The 16,976-nt window shown below is 45.0% G+C and carries 16 protein-coding genes; 9 read left to right on the top strand and 7 right to left on the bottom strand.

Annotation, left to right across the window (positions count from 1 at the left end; genetic code table 11):
• Nucleotides 1–38: 38 nt before the first annotated feature.
• Genes wtpA through OA34_RS09380 form a run of 3 tightly spaced genes read left to right on the top strand, consistent with a single transcriptional unit; the run spans nt 39 to nt 2,736 of the window.
• Nucleotides 39–989, top strand: coding sequence for a tungstate ABC transporter substrate-binding protein WtpA (gene wtpA / locus OA34_RS09390; protein ID WP_039674693.1), 951 nt, complete (start codon nt 39–41; stop codon nt 987–989).
• Nucleotides 986–1,969 (top strand): ABC transporter ATP-binding protein, encoded by a 984-nt coding sequence (locus OA34_RS09385; RefSeq protein ID WP_039674692.1) that lies wholly within the window; start codon nt 986–988, stop codon nt 1,967–1,969. The genes wtpA and OA34_RS09385 overlap by 4 nt, the downstream gene beginning before the upstream one ends.
• Entirely contained in the window at nt 1,966–2,736 is a 771-nt protein-coding gene (locus OA34_RS09380; RefSeq protein WP_039674691.1) for an ABC transporter permease, read from the top strand. Before OA34_RS09385 ends, OA34_RS09380 begins: the two co-directional genes overlap by 4 nt.
• On the opposite strand, the gene OA34_RS09375 is transcribed toward OA34_RS09380, so the two are convergent.
• On the bottom strand, nt 2,683–3,288 hold the full coding sequence (locus OA34_RS09375; protein WP_286682960.1) for a lipocalin family protein: 606 nt from the start codon (nt 3,286–3,288) through the stop codon (nt 2,683–2,685). The genes OA34_RS09380 and OA34_RS09375 overlap by 54 nt on opposite strands.
• Before the next feature lie 138 nt (nt 3,289–3,426).
• Between OA34_RS09375 and OA34_RS09370 the strand changes: the two genes are divergently transcribed.
• From OA34_RS09370 to OA34_RS09355, 4 genes are all read left to right on the top strand, one after another.
• Complete coding sequence (locus tag OA34_RS09370; RefSeq protein ID WP_039674690.1) at nt 3,427–3,639, top strand: hypothetical protein; 213 nt, start codon at nt 3,427–3,429, stop codon at nt 3,637–3,639.
• A gap of 313 nt (nt 3,640–3,952) precedes the next feature.
• Nucleotides 3,953–5,236 (top strand): c-type cytochrome, encoded by a 1,284-nt coding sequence (locus OA34_RS13895; RefSeq protein WP_353681562.1) that lies wholly within the window; start codon nt 3,953–3,955, stop codon nt 5,234–5,236.
• 26 nt (nt 5,237–5,262) lie between these two features.
• Nucleotides 5,263–7,857: a Sec-dependent nitrous-oxide reductase gene (gene nosZ, locus OA34_RS09360; protein WP_502685205.1), complete on the top strand. Its 2,595-nt coding sequence runs from the start codon at nt 5,263–5,265 to the stop codon at nt 7,855–7,857.
• 224 nt (nt 7,858–8,081) lie between these two features.
• Nucleotides 8,082–8,456 (top strand): YbgC/FadM family acyl-CoA thioesterase, encoded by a 375-nt coding sequence (locus tag OA34_RS09355; RefSeq protein WP_039674689.1) that lies wholly within the window; start codon nt 8,082–8,084, stop codon nt 8,454–8,456.
• Here the strand turns inward: OA34_RS09355 and OA34_RS09350 are convergent.
• From OA34_RS09350 to nifB, 6 genes are read right to left on the bottom strand one after another with little or no spacing between them, the layout of a single operon-like run.
• On the bottom strand, nt 8,446–9,780 hold the full coding sequence (locus tag OA34_RS09350; protein WP_039674687.1) for a hypothetical protein: 1,335 nt from the start codon (nt 9,778–9,780) through the stop codon (nt 8,446–8,448). The two genes, OA34_RS09355 and OA34_RS09350, sit on opposite strands and share 11 nt — an antisense overlap.
• A complete protein-coding gene (locus tag OA34_RS09345; RefSeq protein ID WP_039674685.1) occupies nt 9,777–10,433 on the bottom strand; it encodes a uracil-DNA glycosylase in 657 nt (218 codons plus the stop codon). Before OA34_RS09345 ends, OA34_RS09350 begins: the two co-directional genes overlap by 4 nt.
• Nucleotides 10,434–10,468: 35 nt before the next feature.
• Nucleotides 10,469–11,464 (bottom strand): leucine-rich repeat domain-containing protein, encoded by a 996-nt coding sequence (locus OA34_RS09340; RefSeq protein ID WP_039674683.1) that lies wholly within the window; start codon nt 11,462–11,464, stop codon nt 10,469–10,471.
• Nucleotides 11,457–11,720, bottom strand: coding sequence for a hypothetical protein (locus OA34_RS09335; protein ID WP_039674681.1), 264 nt, complete (start codon nt 11,718–11,720; stop codon nt 11,457–11,459). The genes OA34_RS09340 and OA34_RS09335 overlap by 8 nt, the downstream gene beginning before the upstream one ends.
• Before the next feature lie 4 nt (nt 11,721–11,724).
• Complete coding sequence (nifV, locus tag OA34_RS09330; RefSeq protein WP_039674679.1) at nt 11,725–12,837, bottom strand: homocitrate synthase; 1,113 nt, start codon at nt 12,835–12,837, stop codon at nt 11,725–11,727.
• Between the two features lie 18 nt (nt 12,838–12,855).
• A complete protein-coding gene (nifB, locus tag OA34_RS09325) occupies nt 12,856–14,286 on the bottom strand; it encodes a nitrogenase cofactor biosynthesis protein NifB (protein WP_039674677.1) in 1,431 nt (476 codons plus the stop codon).
• A gap of 195 nt (nt 14,287–14,481) precedes the next feature.
• On the opposite strand from nifB, the gene OA34_RS09320 reads away from it, so the two are divergent.
• A complete protein-coding gene (locus tag OA34_RS09320; protein ID WP_039674675.1) occupies nt 14,482–15,150 on the top strand; it encodes a response regulator transcription factor in 669 nt (222 codons plus the stop codon).
• A gap of 90 nt (nt 15,151–15,240) precedes the next feature.
• Nucleotides 15,241–16,974, top strand: coding sequence for an EAL domain-containing response regulator (locus OA34_RS09315; protein ID WP_039674673.1), 1,734 nt, complete (start codon nt 15,241–15,243; stop codon nt 16,972–16,974).
• Nucleotides 16,975–16,976 lie beyond the last annotated feature (2 nt).

The following is a 16,976-nucleotide window of genomic DNA, read 5'->3' as shown; positions in this document are numbered from 1 at the left end:
GATTATGCAAAAAATACATATTTTAAAAGGAGTTGTATATGAAAAAAATATGGTTACTCAGTGCCTTAGCGGCGTCGTTTTTGTTGGCAAAAGAGCCTATCGTCGTTTTACATGCCGGAAGCCTTTCGGTGCCGTTTGCGGAGATCGAAAAAGTGTTTGAAGAAAAATACCCGCAGTATGACGTGCAAAGAGAACCCAGCGGCAGTATCGCCGCAGCGCGTAAAGTAACCGATCTTGGACGTGCGGCGGACGTTATGGGCAGTGCCGACTATCAAGTGATCGATGCGATGCTAATCCCTAATAATGCCAAATTTAACGCGCAGTTTGCGACCAACGAAATGGTTTTAGCCTATACCGACAAATCAAAATTTGCCAAAGAGATTAACGATAAGAACTGGACGGATATTTTTATGAAAGAGGGTGTTGTCGTGGGACATTCAAACCCAAATCTCGATCCATGCGGCTATCGCTCGATGTTGGTAACGATGTTGGCGGAAAAATACTATGTCAAACCCGGTTTGTATCAAGCGCTTTTTAATTACGGCGACCATTACGAAGTCGGAGAAGAAAACCCTAAAAAAGTCGTCGTTCGACCGAAAGAGACCGATCTTTTAGGTCTTTTGGAAGCAGGGCAATACGACTATTTGTTTATTTATAAATCCGTAGCCGATCAACATCACCTCAAATACGTTACGCTCCCAGAAGCTATTTCGCTCAAAAGCGCTAAATACGATAACGTCTATTCCGAAGTATCGTTTAATATCGACGGTAAAAAACCTGGCGAAGTCGAGAAGCAAGTCGGTGCGCCGATGGTGTACGGTTTGAGTATTTTTGAAAATGCTAAATCTCCTGCCAATAAAGCGGGTGCGGTGGCATTTGTCAACTTTATTTTGAGTCCTGAGGGACAGGCGATCATGAAGAAAAACGGTCAAGATGCGATGAATCCGCCGATTATTACGGGCGATGCCTCTATTTTAGGAAAAAAATGAGTTATCTCTCCTTGCAAGCCCTTACATGTAAAGTAGGGGCGTTCGATTTAAAAGACATTAGCTTCGACGTCGGCGAGGGCGAATACTTTGTGATTTTGGGGCATTCGGGTGCGGGTAAAACGGTTATTTTAGAATCGATTGCCGGCTTACACCAAGTCGGCGGCAAGTTAATTTTTAATAACGAAGAGATCATGCACAAAGTTCCCGAAGAGCGTTCGATCGGATTTGTCTACCAAGACTTTGCGCTTTTCCCCAATTTAAGCGTACGTGAAAATATCCGTTTTGCCGGACGTTATAAGACGATCGAAGACGCCGAGAGCTTGTTTGAAGATTTGGTTGAATTTTTAGGATTGGAAAAATTGCTGGAACGTCGCATCGACAATCTCTCCGGCGGCGAAAAACAACGTATCGCCATTGCCAGAGCGATCTATGCGCGCCCCAAAATCTTACTGCTAGACGAACCGCTCAGCGCGATCGACCCGACGTTTCGAAATGCCATTATGAAATTTCTCAAAGACGTGCATCGTCGTTACGGCTTAACCACGCTACATGTCACGCACAATTTTCGAGAAGCGTCCTATTTGGCGGATCGTATCGCTATCGTAATGGACGGATGCGTCCAACAAGTCGGCTCCGCCAACGAAGTGCTTTCTCATCCGAGCTCGTTAAAAGTTGCCGAATTTTTAGGCTTTAAAAATATTTTTTCGACGACACTTATCGATGAAGACGCGAGCAAACTTTTTTCGATCGATCCGAACGACATTATGGTTTCCAAAGAAGATACGTTGACATGTGATTATCGTTTTAGCGGAACGTTGGACGAATGCATGGGCATCGTGGATCATTTTAAATTGTTTATTACGGTCGGAGAAGAGCAATTTTTCGTCAAAATCATCAAACGCGAACACGAAGGGTGTTCGATTCATCGGGGAGAAGCGATTTATATCGGATTTAATCGAAAGGATGTGTGTTACTTATGAGACGCTACTGGTTTACGACGTTCTTAGCACTGTTAGGGCTTGTGATGTTGCTGTTTTTAACCGTTCCTTTGTTTAAGATGCTGATCGGAAACGACGTTAAAACGCTTTTAAAGACGATTCAAGAAGCCGATGTCGCGGCTTCGGTATGGCTGACGATGAAAGTCTCTTTTTTCTCGACTCTCTTTGCGCTGTTCACCGGACTGCCTTTGGCGTATCTGATCGCGCGACACACTTTTTTCGGGCGTTCGTTTTTAGAAACCTTGATTGATATTCCGATTATGATTCCGCATACCGCGGCGGGAATTGCGTTGCTTGTGGCATTTGGAAGCGGTTTATGGGGCGATTTTTTCAACGCTTTGGGGATTCATTTTATCGGTACGGAAACGGGTATTATGATCGCGATGATGTTCCTCTCTTCCACGTTTTTGATTAACGGAGCCAAAGAGGGATTTAAAAAAGTGGACGTTAAGCTCGAAAAAGTTGCACGCACGCTTGGGGCAACGCCTCTGAAAGTCTTTTTTGCAATTTCTCTGCCCAATGCGAAAAAAGACATTGTTAACGGCTGTTTGATGATGTGGGGGAGAGGACTCGGAGAGTTCGGTGCCGTGGTGATTTTGGTTTACCATCCGATGACCGCGCCCGTTTTGATTTACGATCGTTTTACGAGTTTTGGACTCAGTTATTCCGCTCCGGTTGCCGGCGTGATGATCATTTTATCGATTTTGGTTTTCTTGAGCGTGCGATTTGTCAACAACCGATTGCGCTAAATCGATCGGTTTCGTCCAATAAAGTTGATCGGGATCGTAACCGATCGTCGGCAGATACGCCAAAATCGTTTGCTTATCGTGCGAGGAAAGCGTCGCGGTTCGAGAGAGTATCCACAAATAGCGTCTTGTAGGCTCGCCCACGACGCTATAGCGATACTCTTTATCGAGCATAACGATCCAATAATCACCGTAAAAAGGCCAAAAAAAGCTCACTTTTAGGCGACTGTTATTGCTCCCTTCTACCATTTTTGCTTCTCCTTTAGCTTCGCCGATGCGTTCGCCATTCGCATCGTAACATTGATTGAGTACCGATACGCTAGCGGCTTCTACGCGGTACTGGGCGGTCGCTCCGACGCACCCTTTTTCAAAACGGTTTTCATAGCGTGCTATTTCGATCCATTTTCCCGCGTAGCGTTCCAAATCGACCGAAGCAACGCTTGGAAGCGGTGGCGTATCGGGATGCGTTGCACATCCGCTCCAAAAGAGGCATGCGCCTAGTAAACCAATGGTAAGTGCGAAGGCGGCTTTGTTTTGAAATCGATGCGTAACCATGTCACTCTCCTAACGATCGTTTTTTCGATCGAATATAGGCGATTCTAACACGCTTTTTCTTGACGGAAGCTAAGGTAACCGTTTTAGATGCAATGCGTGCTATAATTCTCGCTTACATGTCATTTTAAAGGATTTCGTATGCCTACGATTAACTTAGACGAAAAATCGCCGCAAGAGCTTCGAAAACTGCTCGATACGGTCAAAACCAGCAATCTCGAGTACCGCGAAAAAGAAGAGTGGATCCAAAAAATTCAATCCAAACTGGGCGTCGTCACGCGCGATTCTAAAAGAGAAAAAGAGCTTTTAGCCCAAATCGAAGAGGGACAAGCCGACATCGACGATTTGCTTTAACGCTTAAACGCGTCATAGCCGATCGTTTGCTTCAATACCATGCGATGTTAGACGCTCTTCATCGTATGGTATTGAAAAAGTCTTCCTTTGTAGCGCGGTCATTCTTCTGCTTATCCTTGCGTTATAGCACCTTTTGTGCGTGAAAAAATACGAATTTTTCCTTACTTTTATTTGCCCAACTTAAGAGACCCATCACTCAAAAAAATAATTTTGGCATATTTTTCTTACGAGCGACCGAAAAGAGACCGCCAAAGGTATAAAATTAAGAAATAAAATTAAAAAAATTTTTATAATAAGTCAAAAGGAGCTCATTATGAAAGTAGCGTATTGGCTATCAAAAATATTGGCGGGATTGGCTTTGATCGTTTTAATGTACGGATTTGTCGTTCCTTCGGTAGGCTTTCACGGAACGTTGGAGCGTATCAAAGACGGTAAAGTCGGAGAGATTCCCGCTTACGTCTACCCGCTGTGGAATTTTTATCAAAAAGATCGGTATATCAGTATCAATACACCCCAAAAAGTACGAGGCGATCTTAAAAAAATGATAGAGATATCCGAAGAGATCGGTGTCCCGTCCATGCCGGTATGGAAATTTTCGCTTGAAGCCCCGAACTATCCCAAAGAAGCTTTCCCTTACGGGCTACCCGTCTTTATTCATTTTGATGGACTCAGCGGCGAGGTACACGAGATGAATACGATTAACCACTATGTCGGTATGGCGCATATGGAAAGAGGCGGCATTTACGAACGTGCGCTTGCTCCTTACGCTTTGATTATGCTGGCGCTGTTGCTTGCCTTATTTATGATTTACGATTATAAATGGATTGATTTTTTGATGGCGATTCCCGTACTCTTGCCTTTTTTGTTTATGGGAATTTACGGGTATTGGCTTTATTGGTTCGGGCATACGCTTCAAAGCGGTGCGATTACGATAAAACCGTTTATGCCTATACTGCTTGGAGACGGAAAAGTTGCTCAATTTACGACACATGCCTATCCCGTTATCGGTTTTTGGGCATTGGCGTTTATTAGCGCATTGTCTTTAACGGCTTGGATACTCAAAGTCAAAGCATGCAAATATCACGTCGAACGCAAAGCGACGCTTCTTCGCCATTTTTGGGCAGCATGGGTAGTGATAGCCGCCCTATCGGCAGGATTTTATACGTTAATGACGGATATGAACGTCAATACGTTGGCAAAAATTTCCGCTATCGTCGGTACGACGAAACCCCAACCCGTAACGGAAGTCATCGTTCAAACCCCCTCCGTGAAGACGCAAGAAGCGATCGAAAAAGAAAGAGAAGCCGAACAAAATAAACAAGCACTCAAAGTCAAAGCTCTAGAAAATCGAGCAGGTTCTCTTGGAAAGTTTAAAGTCAGCCAACTCTATAAAAGCAATTGTGCTCCCTGCCACGGCGTTAACGGCGAAGGGGCGATGGGAACAAAACTGCTTGGGCTAAAACAAGACGCGATGATGCAAACGTTATTGGACTATAAGCAACACCAAGAAGAGATGCACATTGCCGTGCTGGATCACATGTCAAAAGAAGAGATACAAAGCGTTATCGACGAGATTAGTCGGTTTGAAGCCAGATAAGTCGGGCTTATGAGAAAGGAGAAGTGATGAAAAAGTATGTATGGCTGATGTATAGCGTGATAGCAGTGTGGTTGTTTTTCACACAATCTATGGAGGCACAATCTAAATTTCAAGACGTGATGCAACAACGCGGGCTCTCCGAACAAGACGCGATTGCGGCGTTAAAAGTTTATCAGCCGAGCGGTAAGCATGATGAATACTACGTGTTTGCCAGCGGCGGACAATCGGGACAAGTGTTGGTTTACGGAGTACCTTCGATGCGGATATTGAAATATATCAGCGTTTTTACTCCCGAGCCGTGGCAAGGATACGGTTTTGATACGGATTCAAAAGAAATTTTACGCGAAGGCAATATCCGAGGTCGTGAAATTAATTGGGGCGATACGCACCATCCCGCACTTTCCGAAACCAACGGCGTGTATGACGGGCAATACCTTTTTATCAACGATAAAGCCAATGCGCGAATCGCCGTGATTAACTTGAAGTATTTCGAAACTTCGCAAATTGTCGTTAACCCTCTTTTTAAATCGGATCACGGCGGTGCATTCGTAACGCCCAATACCGAATATATTCTCGAATCGTGCCAGTATGCCGCACCTTTAACAAACGATTATTATCCGATGGAAGCGTATCAAGACACGTATCGAGGAGGCGTGACATTTTGGAAATTTAACAAAGAAAAAGGAAGAATTTTACCCGAACAATCGTTTACTCTGGAACTGCCTCCGTACATGCAAGACTTGACTGATGCCGGAAAAGGTATTTCGGAAGGGTGGGGATTTACCAATTCTTATAATTCCGAACTTTATACGGGAGGCATCGAAAAAGGGCTTCCTCCTTTTGAAGCCGGATGCAGTCGAAACGATACGGATTATTTACATGTCTATAACTGGAAAAAATTGGCAGAGCTTGCTAAAGATGCAAAAAACGTTAAAATCATTAATAATCACAAAGTCATTCCGATCGATATAGCGGTCAAAAACAATGCGCTTTTTTTAATTCCCGAAAATAAATCTCCGCACGGCGTCGACGTGAACCCAGACGGTCAATACATTATCGTTTCCGGAAAGCTCGATACGCATGCGTCTGTCTATGACTTTAAAAAAATTCTTCAACAAATAGACGCTAAAGAGTTCGTCGGTAAAGATGCGTACGGCATACCGATCCTTGATTTAAAGAAATCACTACACGGTCAACTGGAATTAGGATTGGGGCATCTTCATAACAGCTTCGGAAAAGAAGACGGTATTGTGTACAGCTCGCTATACGTCGACTCTCAAATCGTCAAATGGGACTATAAAAACTTGAAGATATACGATAGGGTCAATATTCATTACAATGTCGGTCACCTCGAAGCGATGGAGGGCAAATCCGCCGATCCGCAAGGAAAATATCTGATTGCTTTAAATAAATTGGCGATCGATAGATTTTTACCGGTAGGGCCGTTGCATCCACAAAATAATCAGCTCATCGACATCGGCGATAAGAAAATGGAACTCTTATACGACTTGCCGATACCTTTAGGCGAGCCGCATCAAGCCGCATCCATTCGCGCCAGTAAAATACACCCCGAAGTCAGATACCCTATGGGAACGAACCCGAAAACAAATCAGCCGCATATCGGTAAAACGCTTGCGGGAGAAGAGCATATCGTTCGTAAAGGAGATCATGTGTATGTTTATGCGACGATGGTACGTTCGCATATCAACCCAGAGCATATTACCGTCAACAAAGGGGATAAAATTACGATGTATATTACCAACGTCGAACGTGCCGAAGACGAAACACACGGCTTTACGATCGACCATCACGATATTCACGTCTCCGTCGAACCGGGCGAAACGGCGCAGATCGATTTTATTGCCGACATCGAAGGCGTTTTCCCTTACTATTGTACGGAATTTTGTTCGGCGTTGCATCTGGAAATGATGGGGTATTTTTTAGTCAAAGATCCGAAAAAAGAGTATGATTGGAGCCAAAAATCCAAAATCAAAAATCTTTCTCCGGCGGAACTGCAAGAAGAGTATCAAAAAATTACGGCGAATAACGAAGCGACTCAACGCGTCGTCGATGCTCTGTTTGCGTTTTTAAAAGAGAACCAAGCTTCAAAATATCCGACCGTAAATAACTTGCTCGAAGACGCAAAAGACCAATATGCGAAGATTCTTCCGGAGAAAGAGAAAGCGGCAAAAGCATTCAAGGAAAATAATTTGGAAAATGCGATTCTTTTTGAGAATATGGCATGGCAGTACATCATTAAAACCGCGGACTCGGCGATTAGAGCGAAAGATCTCTTGGTCAACACCTTGGCTTCTCCCAAATCTGCCGCCGCAAAACGGGGCGAGGGTGCTTTTAAAGAAGGCGGCTGTTCGGGATGCCATGTCGTCGGGAGAGTGAGTTCGGGACCTGACGTAACGGGCGTGTTAAAACGTCACAAAAATGCAGAACAATGGGTTGCCGAATATGTCAAAAATCCCGAGAGCAAATTTCAAGAGCCTTATATGAAAAAGCTGATCGAATTTTTCAATCTTAAAATGCCGAACCAAAATATGAACGATCAAGAGATCAAAGATATTATCGAGTATTTTAAATGGATAGACGAAAACGCCGATCTTTTTTAACATGTGATGTGCAAGGAGCGGCTTCTTGGCTCATTCACCCTCCTGCCCAACGATGTTGTAACGAGGCATGTAAGAGACGGCATGCCTCGATTTCTTTTGACATGTCATTATCACTTTACAGTGGCGTAAAAGAGTGCATTTTGTATAATAGACTTTGTTGAAGTTGAAGGGCTGATGCAAAAAGCCTGTGACAAAGCGATTTTTACCACAAAGGTTTATGAGCGATGAAGACACGGATTTATTACGACGATACCGATGCCGGAGGCGTTGTCTATCATGCAAATTATCTCACGTTGTGCGAACGTGCGCGTAGTGATCTTTTTTACGAACGGGGTATGAGTCCGGCGGTAAACGGCGGTCATTTCGTCGTGAAACATTTGGAAGCCGATTATCTCAAATCCGCGAAGCTCGGCGATCTTATCGAAGTGAAAAGCGAATTGGTCGAATTGAAAAATGCATCGTTGGTCTTAAAGCAAACGATATACAAAGAAGAAGCGGTGTTGTTCAGGATGGTTGCGACGTTGGCGTACGTCAAAGAAGGAAAACCCTCTCGTATCGATGAGGATACGAAAGCGTTTTTCCTAAGCCTCAAGGCGTAACACGAATAAATTCGTTACGTCCGGCTTGATAAAGCGATGTGTGATACGCCACTTGATTATCGATCATCGGTTCTTTAAACGCGCGAGCCACGCGTCCTTCAAAAAAGTTGGAGCAGACGAAATCCGCTCCGATAGATGTCGAATAGTTGACCCAATCGTACACGATGTCATGCCCAAACATTGCGTTGATCTCTTCAAGTCCGCTCGGCGCGCGCTGAATCGAGTTGGCGATGTAGAGGCGGTTACGATCTTCGTATTGCGTCAACGTGAGCAATAAGGGGTTGTAATTGATTTGCGATGAAAGCAGGGCGTAAGCTTGAATGTCGTTTGCGCGTAATTGCGATGCGATCAAGCTTGACGTGACGATCGGCGTATTGAGGTAAAACGAAGCGTTGTTTAAAGAGCCGTTTCCTTTAAACATTCCTTTAAAATTGGCTTTGGAGTTTTCGACGCGTTTCTCGTAAAAAACACGGCTGTTGTGTTGTCTAACAAGCGTATTGAGTTGTGAACTAAGCGCACTTCCGTCTTCAAAAGTCCCCACTTTTTCGTTGGCTTTTTCGGCAAGAAGCGCGATTTGTTTGTCGTAATCGATACCGCCGAAGACGATATTGGCGTTGGTGATCGATACGGCGGATTTATTGAGCGTCGGGATGAAAACCAAGGTATCGCGAACGTTGTTAGCGATGACGATCGCCCCCTCGTTCGTTACCGGCGCGATAATATAGCGGTAACCGCCCGCTTTGATCTCGTTCAACGCTTGAACGATCGAAGCTTCTCTTTCGTCTCCGGAATTAAAGACGTTCAAATCGAAATAGTAGTTTTTATACAACAGATACGACATGACGGAATTGACGGTTGAAATCGCGTATTTTTTGATGGTTTTTTGCGGAATTAAAACGGCAACTTTAATCATCGTACTATCGTCGTTTAAAGGTTTTGGCATCGGCGATGCGACGCTAAGCGTGCCTTCTTTTTCCTCGGAAGCTTCCGGTTGCGTCGGCGTCGTCGGAGTCGCTTCAACGCCGGTAGAAGGTGTTGGCGTTGCCATGGCCAAGGTCGTCGAGCTGATCGTCGTTTCGGCGTAAGGCGTCGCGGATTCTTGTTGCGGGGTCGCTTTGGGTTGTTGTTGTTGTTGGATTACTTTGCCGGTAATCGTCGGTGCGGCACCTTCCGAACCGGGATAGGTTACGGTGCTTTTTTGGTTGCCTTTTTGGGCGGACGCTACGTTGTAGGTTGAGGGTTTATAGGGTTGGGGCGTCGACTGGGTCGTCGTACAACCGGTTAAAAAAGCTACGAGAATCACTACGGTTGTCCAAAATCTCATAACATACTCCTTATTTTTAACAAATCGGCGAAAACCTCTTTCTTGGCACTGGGATTTCGCAATAAAAAGCTCGGATGAAACGTCGCAACAAGTTTCGCTTCTCCGAAATTTAGCACGGAGCCTCGCACGCGATCGATCGGCGTGTCGTATTCGCCCGTTAAATGGTGAAAGGCGGTCGAGCCTAAAGCCACGATGATCTGAGGCTTAATCGTTTGAATTTGTTGCATCACGTAGGGTTTGCAACATGCCACTTCTTCCGGCGTCGGAACGCGATTTTGCGGCGTTTTGCACTTTAAAATCGTCGTCACGTAAACCTCTTCTTTGGGAACGAGTAAAACGTTTTCGATCATTTTGGCAAGCAACTCACCGCTTTTTCCCGCGTAGAGCAAGCCCGTTTCATCTTCGTTCGCTCCGGGATTATCCCCGATGAACATCACTTTCGCCCTCAAATTTCCGGCTCCGAAAACGACGTTTTTTCGGCTTTTGGAAAGTGCGCATAAATGGCAATGCGCCACGTCGCGCTTAAGCTCTTCAAGCGTTTGAGGCAAGGAGGGCACGGACGCTAAAGGTCGGTATTCTTGAAAATACTCAAAGCCCATGGCACGGTATTGGTACAAGAGCTTTAAGAGTCGAATCTTTTCAATAGGTGTCATTCATATATGGTAGCCAAGGAGGAGTTAAAAACTCCTTATTCTACGTCGCAGTATTCCAGCGAAGTAAGCTTGGGACGTTTAAGCCCTCGGTTGCCGGCAATGTAGAGGTTTTTGAGGTGTTTGAGCTCTTTGATCGATTCGGGAAGCGAACTGAGGGCATTTTCCTCGACATCGAGTTCGTAGAGGTTTTCCAGCTTTCCGATGCATTCGGGCAGGCTTTTGAGGCGGTTAGCACTCAGATCGAGCGAGGTCAATTTTTGGAGTGAACAAAGCGAGTCGGGCACGCTCTCAAGTCGGTTGTTTTCTAAAGAGAGGATTTGCAAATCTTCGAGTTTGGAAAAATCGATATCGATCGAAGAGAGATTGTTGGACGCAAGGTTGAGTTTGACTAACATGTCATGCACTTCCAAGGCGGGCAAATCGCATAAAAGATTGCCTTCTAGAATCAGCGTTTCTAGTTCTTGGATTTCGCCGAGCGATTGCGGAAGTGCATGAAGTTTGTTGAAAGAAAGATCCAGATAATAAAGCGACTGCATTGAGCCGAACACTTCGGGCAAATGAGCGAAATAGTTGGTATCCAAACTGACATGTAAGAGTTTTTTGAGGTTTTTAAACGCGTCGTCCAAACGACTCAATCGGTTAACCGCTAAGGTTAAACGCGTCAAATTGCACAACTCGTAAAACCCCAAAGGAAGAGAGCTGAGTTGGTTGCCGTTGAGATTGAGGATGACCAAGGAAGAGAGGTCTCCGATTGCTTCGGGGAGGCTTTCTAAGAGGTTGTTTTCGCATTGGAGGTTACGCAAATTTTTAAGCCTACAAAGGCTCTCGGGCAGTTCGCTTAAGCGATTGCCCGAGAGCTTGAGAATGCTTAATTCTTGAAGTGCGCCGATGCTCTCCGGAAGGCTTTTGAGCTTTTTGCGACTCAAATCCAAGGTCGTAAGTCCCTCGAGTTTACTTAAATCGCGCGGTAGCGTATGTTCCAAACCTTGAGACTTGATCCATGCGGCAAAATCGCGAATTCCATCAGCCATCGTTTTCTCCTTCCGTTTCGTCGCGGCGATTGTTTTTTTGATCGATTAAAAAGGCAATCTCTTCATAATCGATTTCTCCGAATTCGACCATGTTGAAAAGGGCCATCAGCGGTCTTCGACAACAGGTTTGATTGCATTCGGTCACTAGTTTTTTGGCTTTTTTATACGGGAGCGTCGTCGATTTGAAAATGTCGACGGCGTCTTGGATCGTTTTTTGCCCGCATTCGCAAATGATTTTAGAGGCGTACTCGTGCATCGCTTTATCCGGCTTTATGTGCGTTGTAAAGTGCCTTAAGTTCTTTTTTGTTGAGGACTTTTTTACGCTCCGTAACCAATTCCCGTACGGTCGGTAAAATGCGATTGACGACTTCGTGTTCGGGTTCAACACCCATAGCGCGCAGATGATACACGAGGGTGGAGCTGCCCGAATGTTTGCCGATCGGATAGGTGCGTTTCATGCCCACGCTTTGCGGTGAGAAGGCTTCATAGGCTTGTTCGTGTTTGATCATGCCGTTGACGTGAATGCCCGATTCGTGCGAAAAGATGTTTTTCCCGACGATGGGCATGGTCGGCGAAATGGTCTGATGTGCGGCTTTTTGTACCAAAGAGACGACGTGATGAAGTGCTTTAGCGTCAACCGTACGCGCTTCTCCGAAAAGATGGGTTAGTGCCATGAGCGTTTGTTCGAAGCTGGCGTTTCCGGCGCGTTCGCCTAGCCCGATGACGGTCGTGTTGACGCTGATAGCTCCCGCTTCCAAGCCGCTGATCGCATTGGCGGTTGCCATCCCGAAATCGTTATGCGTGTGCATTTCGATCTCTAAAAGGTGAAGATCGCACAGTGCGAAAATATGCTCGTAAATCTGATGCGGACGCATAATACCGACCGTATCGCAGTAGCGAAACCGATCGGCTCCCTCTTGGGCGCCTAAGCTCATGACTTCTTTTAAAAAGCCCAGATCGGCACGCGAACTGTCTTCGCCGCCGATGCAGGTAAAAAGTCCCTCGGATCGACTGACATGTAAGACTTCTTCGAGGTTCTTTAAGAGGCGTGTTTTATCGCCTTTAAATTTTGCCTCGATCAAAATATCCGAAACCGGAATCGACAGATCGACCGCTTTCAGACCGCAGGCAAGGGAGGCTTCAAGGTCGCTCATCGTGGCGCGGTTCCAGCTCATAATGCGCAGCGGAAGATCGAGTGCCAAAATCTCTTTAATGTCGGCTTGTTCTTTTACGCCCATTGCCGGAATTCCGACCTCAAGTTCGTCTGCTCCGGCAAGGTATAATGCCGATGCGATGGCGATTTTCTCATCCGTATTGAAAGCGACGTAAGGGGCTTGTTCCCCGTCTCGAAGCGTCGTATCGTTGATAATCATAGCCGTATCCTTTGCTTCTTAAGAAGCGGTATAAAAGTGTTTTCGCGCACCTTTCAAAACGGAAATCTCGATGGGTTCGTCCGCAAAACTCTCATCGCATGTCAGCTGAATGCTATTGAGCTCTTTTTGCGGGCATTCGCCGATTTTTTGCGTGAGTAACAGATCACAATCTTGCAACGTTTGCTTGATCTCGTCGATCGGATACGTTCCGTCGCATCCTTCTTTACCCATGCAGTACGCTTTTTCGACTTTGCGGTGCATCAAAAACTTAATTGCTTTATCGCCCGCTTCGTAAATTAAAAACTCTTTCGCGCTTCCGAAATGATCGTTGATCAGCCCGTTTCCGCGTGTCGTCACGGCAATGAGTTTGGTCTCTCCCGTGGAGCTAAGCGCGTGCTTGTCAAGGGCTTCTTCTTGAAGCACGCGGCCGTTCGCCGCACGAAGCGCACGACGCCACGTTTCGATATTTTCGTGTGTCTTCATACGCTGATTGAGATTATAATGGTGGGAAAGTTCTTCAAAACTTTTCTCTACAAAACTCTCTTTAAAAAACTCGTCGCTTCGATCTTCGCCTAAAAGTCCGACCGCATCGGCACGGCACTGACGGCAATGACGCATCATTTTGACGTTAACGTCGCACGCTTCTTGTGCTTTCATCAACTGTTTGTGCGTTGCGCTCGGAACGCCGTCTAAGCCGAATTTCGTACCGAATTCCGGTTTGGAGATCAACGGCATAACGTTTTGAATAAAAACGCCGAGTTCTTTGACTTTTTTGGCGACCAAAGGAAGGTGCTCGTCGTTGATGCCCGGAATGAGGACGGAGTTGACTTTAACCAAAATACCGCGTTCAACGAGCATCTTAATGCCCAAAAGCTGCTTTTCAAGAAGCAGTTTTGCACCCTCGACGCCGCGGTGTTTTTTGTGTTCGTAAAACACCCACGGATAGATTTTTGCGCCGATTTCACCGCTTTCGTCGACGCTGTTTAACGTAACCGTCACGTGTTCAATGGTGTACTTAGCGATCTCATCGATATGTTTATGAATCATCAAACCGTTGGTGGAAAGACACAGTTTGATGTCCGGAGCATATTTTTTCAAAAGTGCAAAGGTCTCAAAGGTTTGTTTCGGATTGGCAAGACCGTCCCCCGGACCTGCGATGCCTACGACGCTTAGTTGTTGGATGAGTCCGCCTACATGTAAGACTTTTTTGACGGCTTCTTCGGGCTTAAGTTTGTAACTGGTCACGCCCGGACGACTTTCGTTGGAACAGTCGTATTTGCGGTTGCAGTAGTTGCATTGGATGTTACAAGCGGGAGCAACCGCTACGTGGATACGCGCATAATGTTGATGAGCGTCTTGAGAGTAACAAGGGTGGTTGTTAATCTTTTGTAAGATGCTCGCATGCAGCTCGTTTTGTGTATTGGTTGAGGATGAGCAAGAGCAACTCATGTGCGATCCTTTGAAGTGATTTTGTCTAAAAAGTGCACGAAGTGTTCCTTGGACGCGTCAATGCTTTTAAGGTTTCGTAGTTACTCGATGAGTGCATTTCATAAGCTATAAGCTTGGTTTTAAACGGTTGTTGGCAAAATAGCACCTTTCTTTGGTGTATAATGTTTACAATGAATTTTTGGGCGGTTAGGACGAATGCAAAAAAAAATTAAGATTCTTTTAGTGCAAAGCGATTGCGATGCCGCAAATCAAACGGTGCATTTTATGGAGAATGTCGGGTTTGAGGTCGACGTTTCGGAGACGGCGGTGGACGGGCTTTTAAAACTCTCGCTTCATGCTTACGACATGCTTTTGTTGGATTTAAGCCTGCCCGATTTTAGCGGTTTGGAAGTGATTAAACAGATCAACAACCAAAGTTCCATTCCGATTATCGTGTTAAGTGCCTATAACGACACCGCGATCAAAATACAGGCTTTTCGTTTCGGCGTGGACGATTATTTATGCAAGCCTTTCGTTTTGGAGGAGCTAGAAGTACGTATTTGGGCGATTTTAAAACGTTGTTCGCGCATCAAATTGGACGTCGCTAGAAAAAGTTTGGCGATCGATTACAATACGCAGACGATTTTATTTAACCAACAACCGCTCTCCTTGACCGCCATCGAATATAAAATTCTTGCTTTCCTCATAGAAAATAAAAATCGCGTGGTTTATCGTAACGTTTTAGCCATTCATCTCTCCTCTCTCAGTTCTCCTCAATCGTTAAATTACCATATCCAAAATATTCGCAAAAAGTTGGGAGATAACCCAAAAAAGCCGATTTATCTGATGACAGAATACGGAACGGGTTATAGGCTTGTCTTATAAATAGAGGTTTCTCTAACGATCCTCATAATGAGCTGATAATACACGAAGTTTTGTCCGCTATACTTCGTGTATCTAGCTTGGGGCATGCTAATGAATTTTTCTGATATTGAGGCGTTAAAAATACGCACTAAACCGCTTTTTCTTTTATACGCTGAAGATGACGAAGAAATTCGTTGTTCGATGTTGGATATTTTAAAAGATTTTTTTGAACACATCGACACGGCACAAGACGGAGAAGAGGCGTATCGACTCTTTCTTGAAGCAAGACGACCTTACGATTTGGTGATGAGCGATATCAAAATGCCGAAAATGAACGGTCTAGAGTTAATCGCTAACATACGCAAACACTCTCGCGACGTCGCAACGATCGTTACTTCCGCGTATAACGACAGCGAGTTCTTCATCGAAACGATTCGCTTAAACGTCAACGGCTATATTTTAAAACCCCTCGAACTCGACCAATTTTTTGAAACGCTTTCTTCCACCGTCGAGACGATCGTGATGAAGCAAGAGACCAAAGCTTACATGTACGGTTTGGAACAGACGATTTTGACGCAAAATCATGCGCTTGAAGAGCAACGTTACAGTGACCCTTTAACCAAACTTTCCAATAAAAACGCACTCGATTTAATGTTGAAAGAGATTTCCTCCGACGACGTACCGGCTCTTTTCCTGATTACGATCGATCAATTTAAAAATTACAATAAACTCTACGGTATGGAGATCGGCAACGATATCCTTAAAGCCTTTGCAGACGTTTTAAAAGAGGTGGCGCAGTCTCTTTTTTACAGCGCGTTTCGCATTGCGACCAACGAATTTGTGATGCTCTCGATCGATCAACAGCTCGATCCCGAAAAGATTTACGAAGACGTTCAAGCAACCTTGGAGGCCCTCGACGGTTTGGAGTTAAAAGTCGACGCGTTAAGCGAAAAAATCTTGATTCATATCTCGATGGGCGTGACGTTCGATCAGGAAAATCTTTTCAATAAAGCGTTTACCGCACTTGATTTTGCCAAGCAAACGGGAAAAAGTTTCGTCGTTTATACAAGCAATCTTGACGAAACCGAATCCTTATCGAACGATTTTTATTGGCAAGACGTCATTAACGACACGCTTAACCAAGACAACGTCGTTCCGTTCTTTCAGCCGATTTGCAATGCCGATAAGCGCATCGTCAAGTATGAGGCGTTGATTCGCATTCGCACGAAAGATAAATTTGGAGTGGAGCAATACGTCTCTCCGTACTATTTTCTCGATATTGCGCGCCGAACGAAACAGTATGACATGTTAAGTTTTTGTATGATCGAAAAAGTTCTCGAAAAAGCACAAGCCAACTTAGATCTTGATTTTTCGATCAATTTTAGTTTTCGGGATATGCTCAATAAAGAGATTCGCGATTGCGTGCGTGCGAAAATCATCGATTACCAAGAGAAGCATCAACGATTTAACTTGGTGTTTGAGGTTGTAGAAAGTGAAAAAATCGGAGATTTTAATACGATCAAGCATTTTTTAAAATACGTCAAGTATGAAAAAGCGCCTATTGCGATCGACGATTTTGGGACGGGGTATTCCAACTTTACCAACATTATGGAGATACATCCGGCTTACTTGAAAATCGACGGGAGCTTGATTAAAGACATCGATCACGATACCCAATCGTTTCAGTTGGTCAAAGCGATCGTCTCGTTTGCCAAAGCTTTGCAAATCAAAACGATTGCCGAGTTTGTGCATAACGAAGCGGTTTTCGATACGTTGATTCCCTTAGGTATCGACGAATTTCAAGGGTATTTTATCGGTAAGCCGCAACAAGAGCTGCTCAACTAACG

This window comes from Sulfurospirillum sp. MES (assembly GCF_000789415.1).
Classification (GTDB): Bacteria; Campylobacterota; Campylobacteria; order Campylobacterales; family Sulfurospirillaceae; genus Sulfurospirillum; species Sulfurospirillum cavolei.
The sequence above is the reverse complement of the archived record's forward strand: the minus strand, read 5'-3'. Positions and strand labels throughout refer to the sequence as shown.

Bases quoted from the DNA above. Each gene is read 5' to 3' on its own strand.
- wtpA (WP_039674693.1), top strand. From the start codon at position 39: ATGAAAAAAATATGGTTACTCAGTGCCTTAGCGGCGTCGTTTTTGTTG.
- OA34_RS09385 (WP_039674692.1), top strand. From the start codon at position 986: ATGAGTTATCTCTCCTTGCAAGCCCTTACATGTAAAGTAGGGGCGTTC.
- OA34_RS09380 (WP_039674691.1), top strand. From the start codon at position 1,966: ATGAGACGCTACTGGTTTACGACGTTCTTAGCACTGTTAGGGCTTGTG.
- OA34_RS09375 (WP_286682960.1), bottom strand. From the start codon at position 3,288: ATGGTTACGCATCGATTTCAAAACAAAGCCGCCTTCGCACTTACCATT.
- OA34_RS09370 (WP_039674690.1), top strand. From the start codon at position 3,427: ATGCCTACGATTAACTTAGACGAAAAATCGCCGCAAGAGCTTCGAAAA.
- OA34_RS13895 (WP_353681562.1), top strand. From the start codon at position 3,953: ATGAAAGTAGCGTATTGGCTATCAAAAATATTGGCGGGATTGGCTTTG.
- nosZ (WP_502685205.1), top strand. From the start codon at position 5,263: ATGAAAAAGTATGTATGGCTGATGTATAGCGTGATAGCAGTGTGGTTG.
- OA34_RS09355 (WP_039674689.1), top strand. From the start codon at position 8,082: ATGAAGACACGGATTTATTACGACGATACCGATGCCGGAGGCGTTGTC.
- OA34_RS09350 (WP_039674687.1), bottom strand. From the start codon at position 9,780: ATGAGATTTTGGACAACCGTAGTGATTCTCGTAGCTTTTTTAACCGGT.
- OA34_RS09345 (WP_039674685.1), bottom strand. From the start codon at position 10,433: ATGACACCTATTGAAAAGATTCGACTCTTAAAGCTCTTGTACCAATAC.
- OA34_RS09340 (WP_039674683.1), bottom strand. From the start codon at position 11,464: ATGGCTGATGGAATTCGCGATTTTGCCGCATGGATCAAGTCTCAAGGT.
- OA34_RS09335 (WP_039674681.1), bottom strand. From the start codon at position 11,720: ATGCACGAGTACGCCTCTAAAATCATTTGCGAATGCGGGCAAAAAACG.
- nifV (WP_039674679.1), bottom strand. From the start codon at position 12,837: ATGATTATCAACGATACGACGCTTCGAGACGGGGAACAAGCCCCTTAC.
- nifB (WP_039674677.1), bottom strand. From the start codon at position 14,286: ATGAGTTGCTCTTGCTCATCCTCAACCAATACACAAAACGAGCTGCAT.
- OA34_RS09320 (WP_039674675.1), top strand. From the start codon at position 14,482: ATGCAAAAAAAAATTAAGATTCTTTTAGTGCAAAGCGATTGCGATGCC.
- OA34_RS09315 (WP_039674673.1), top strand. From the start codon at position 15,241: ATGAATTTTTCTGATATTGAGGCGTTAAAAATACGCACTAAACCGCTT.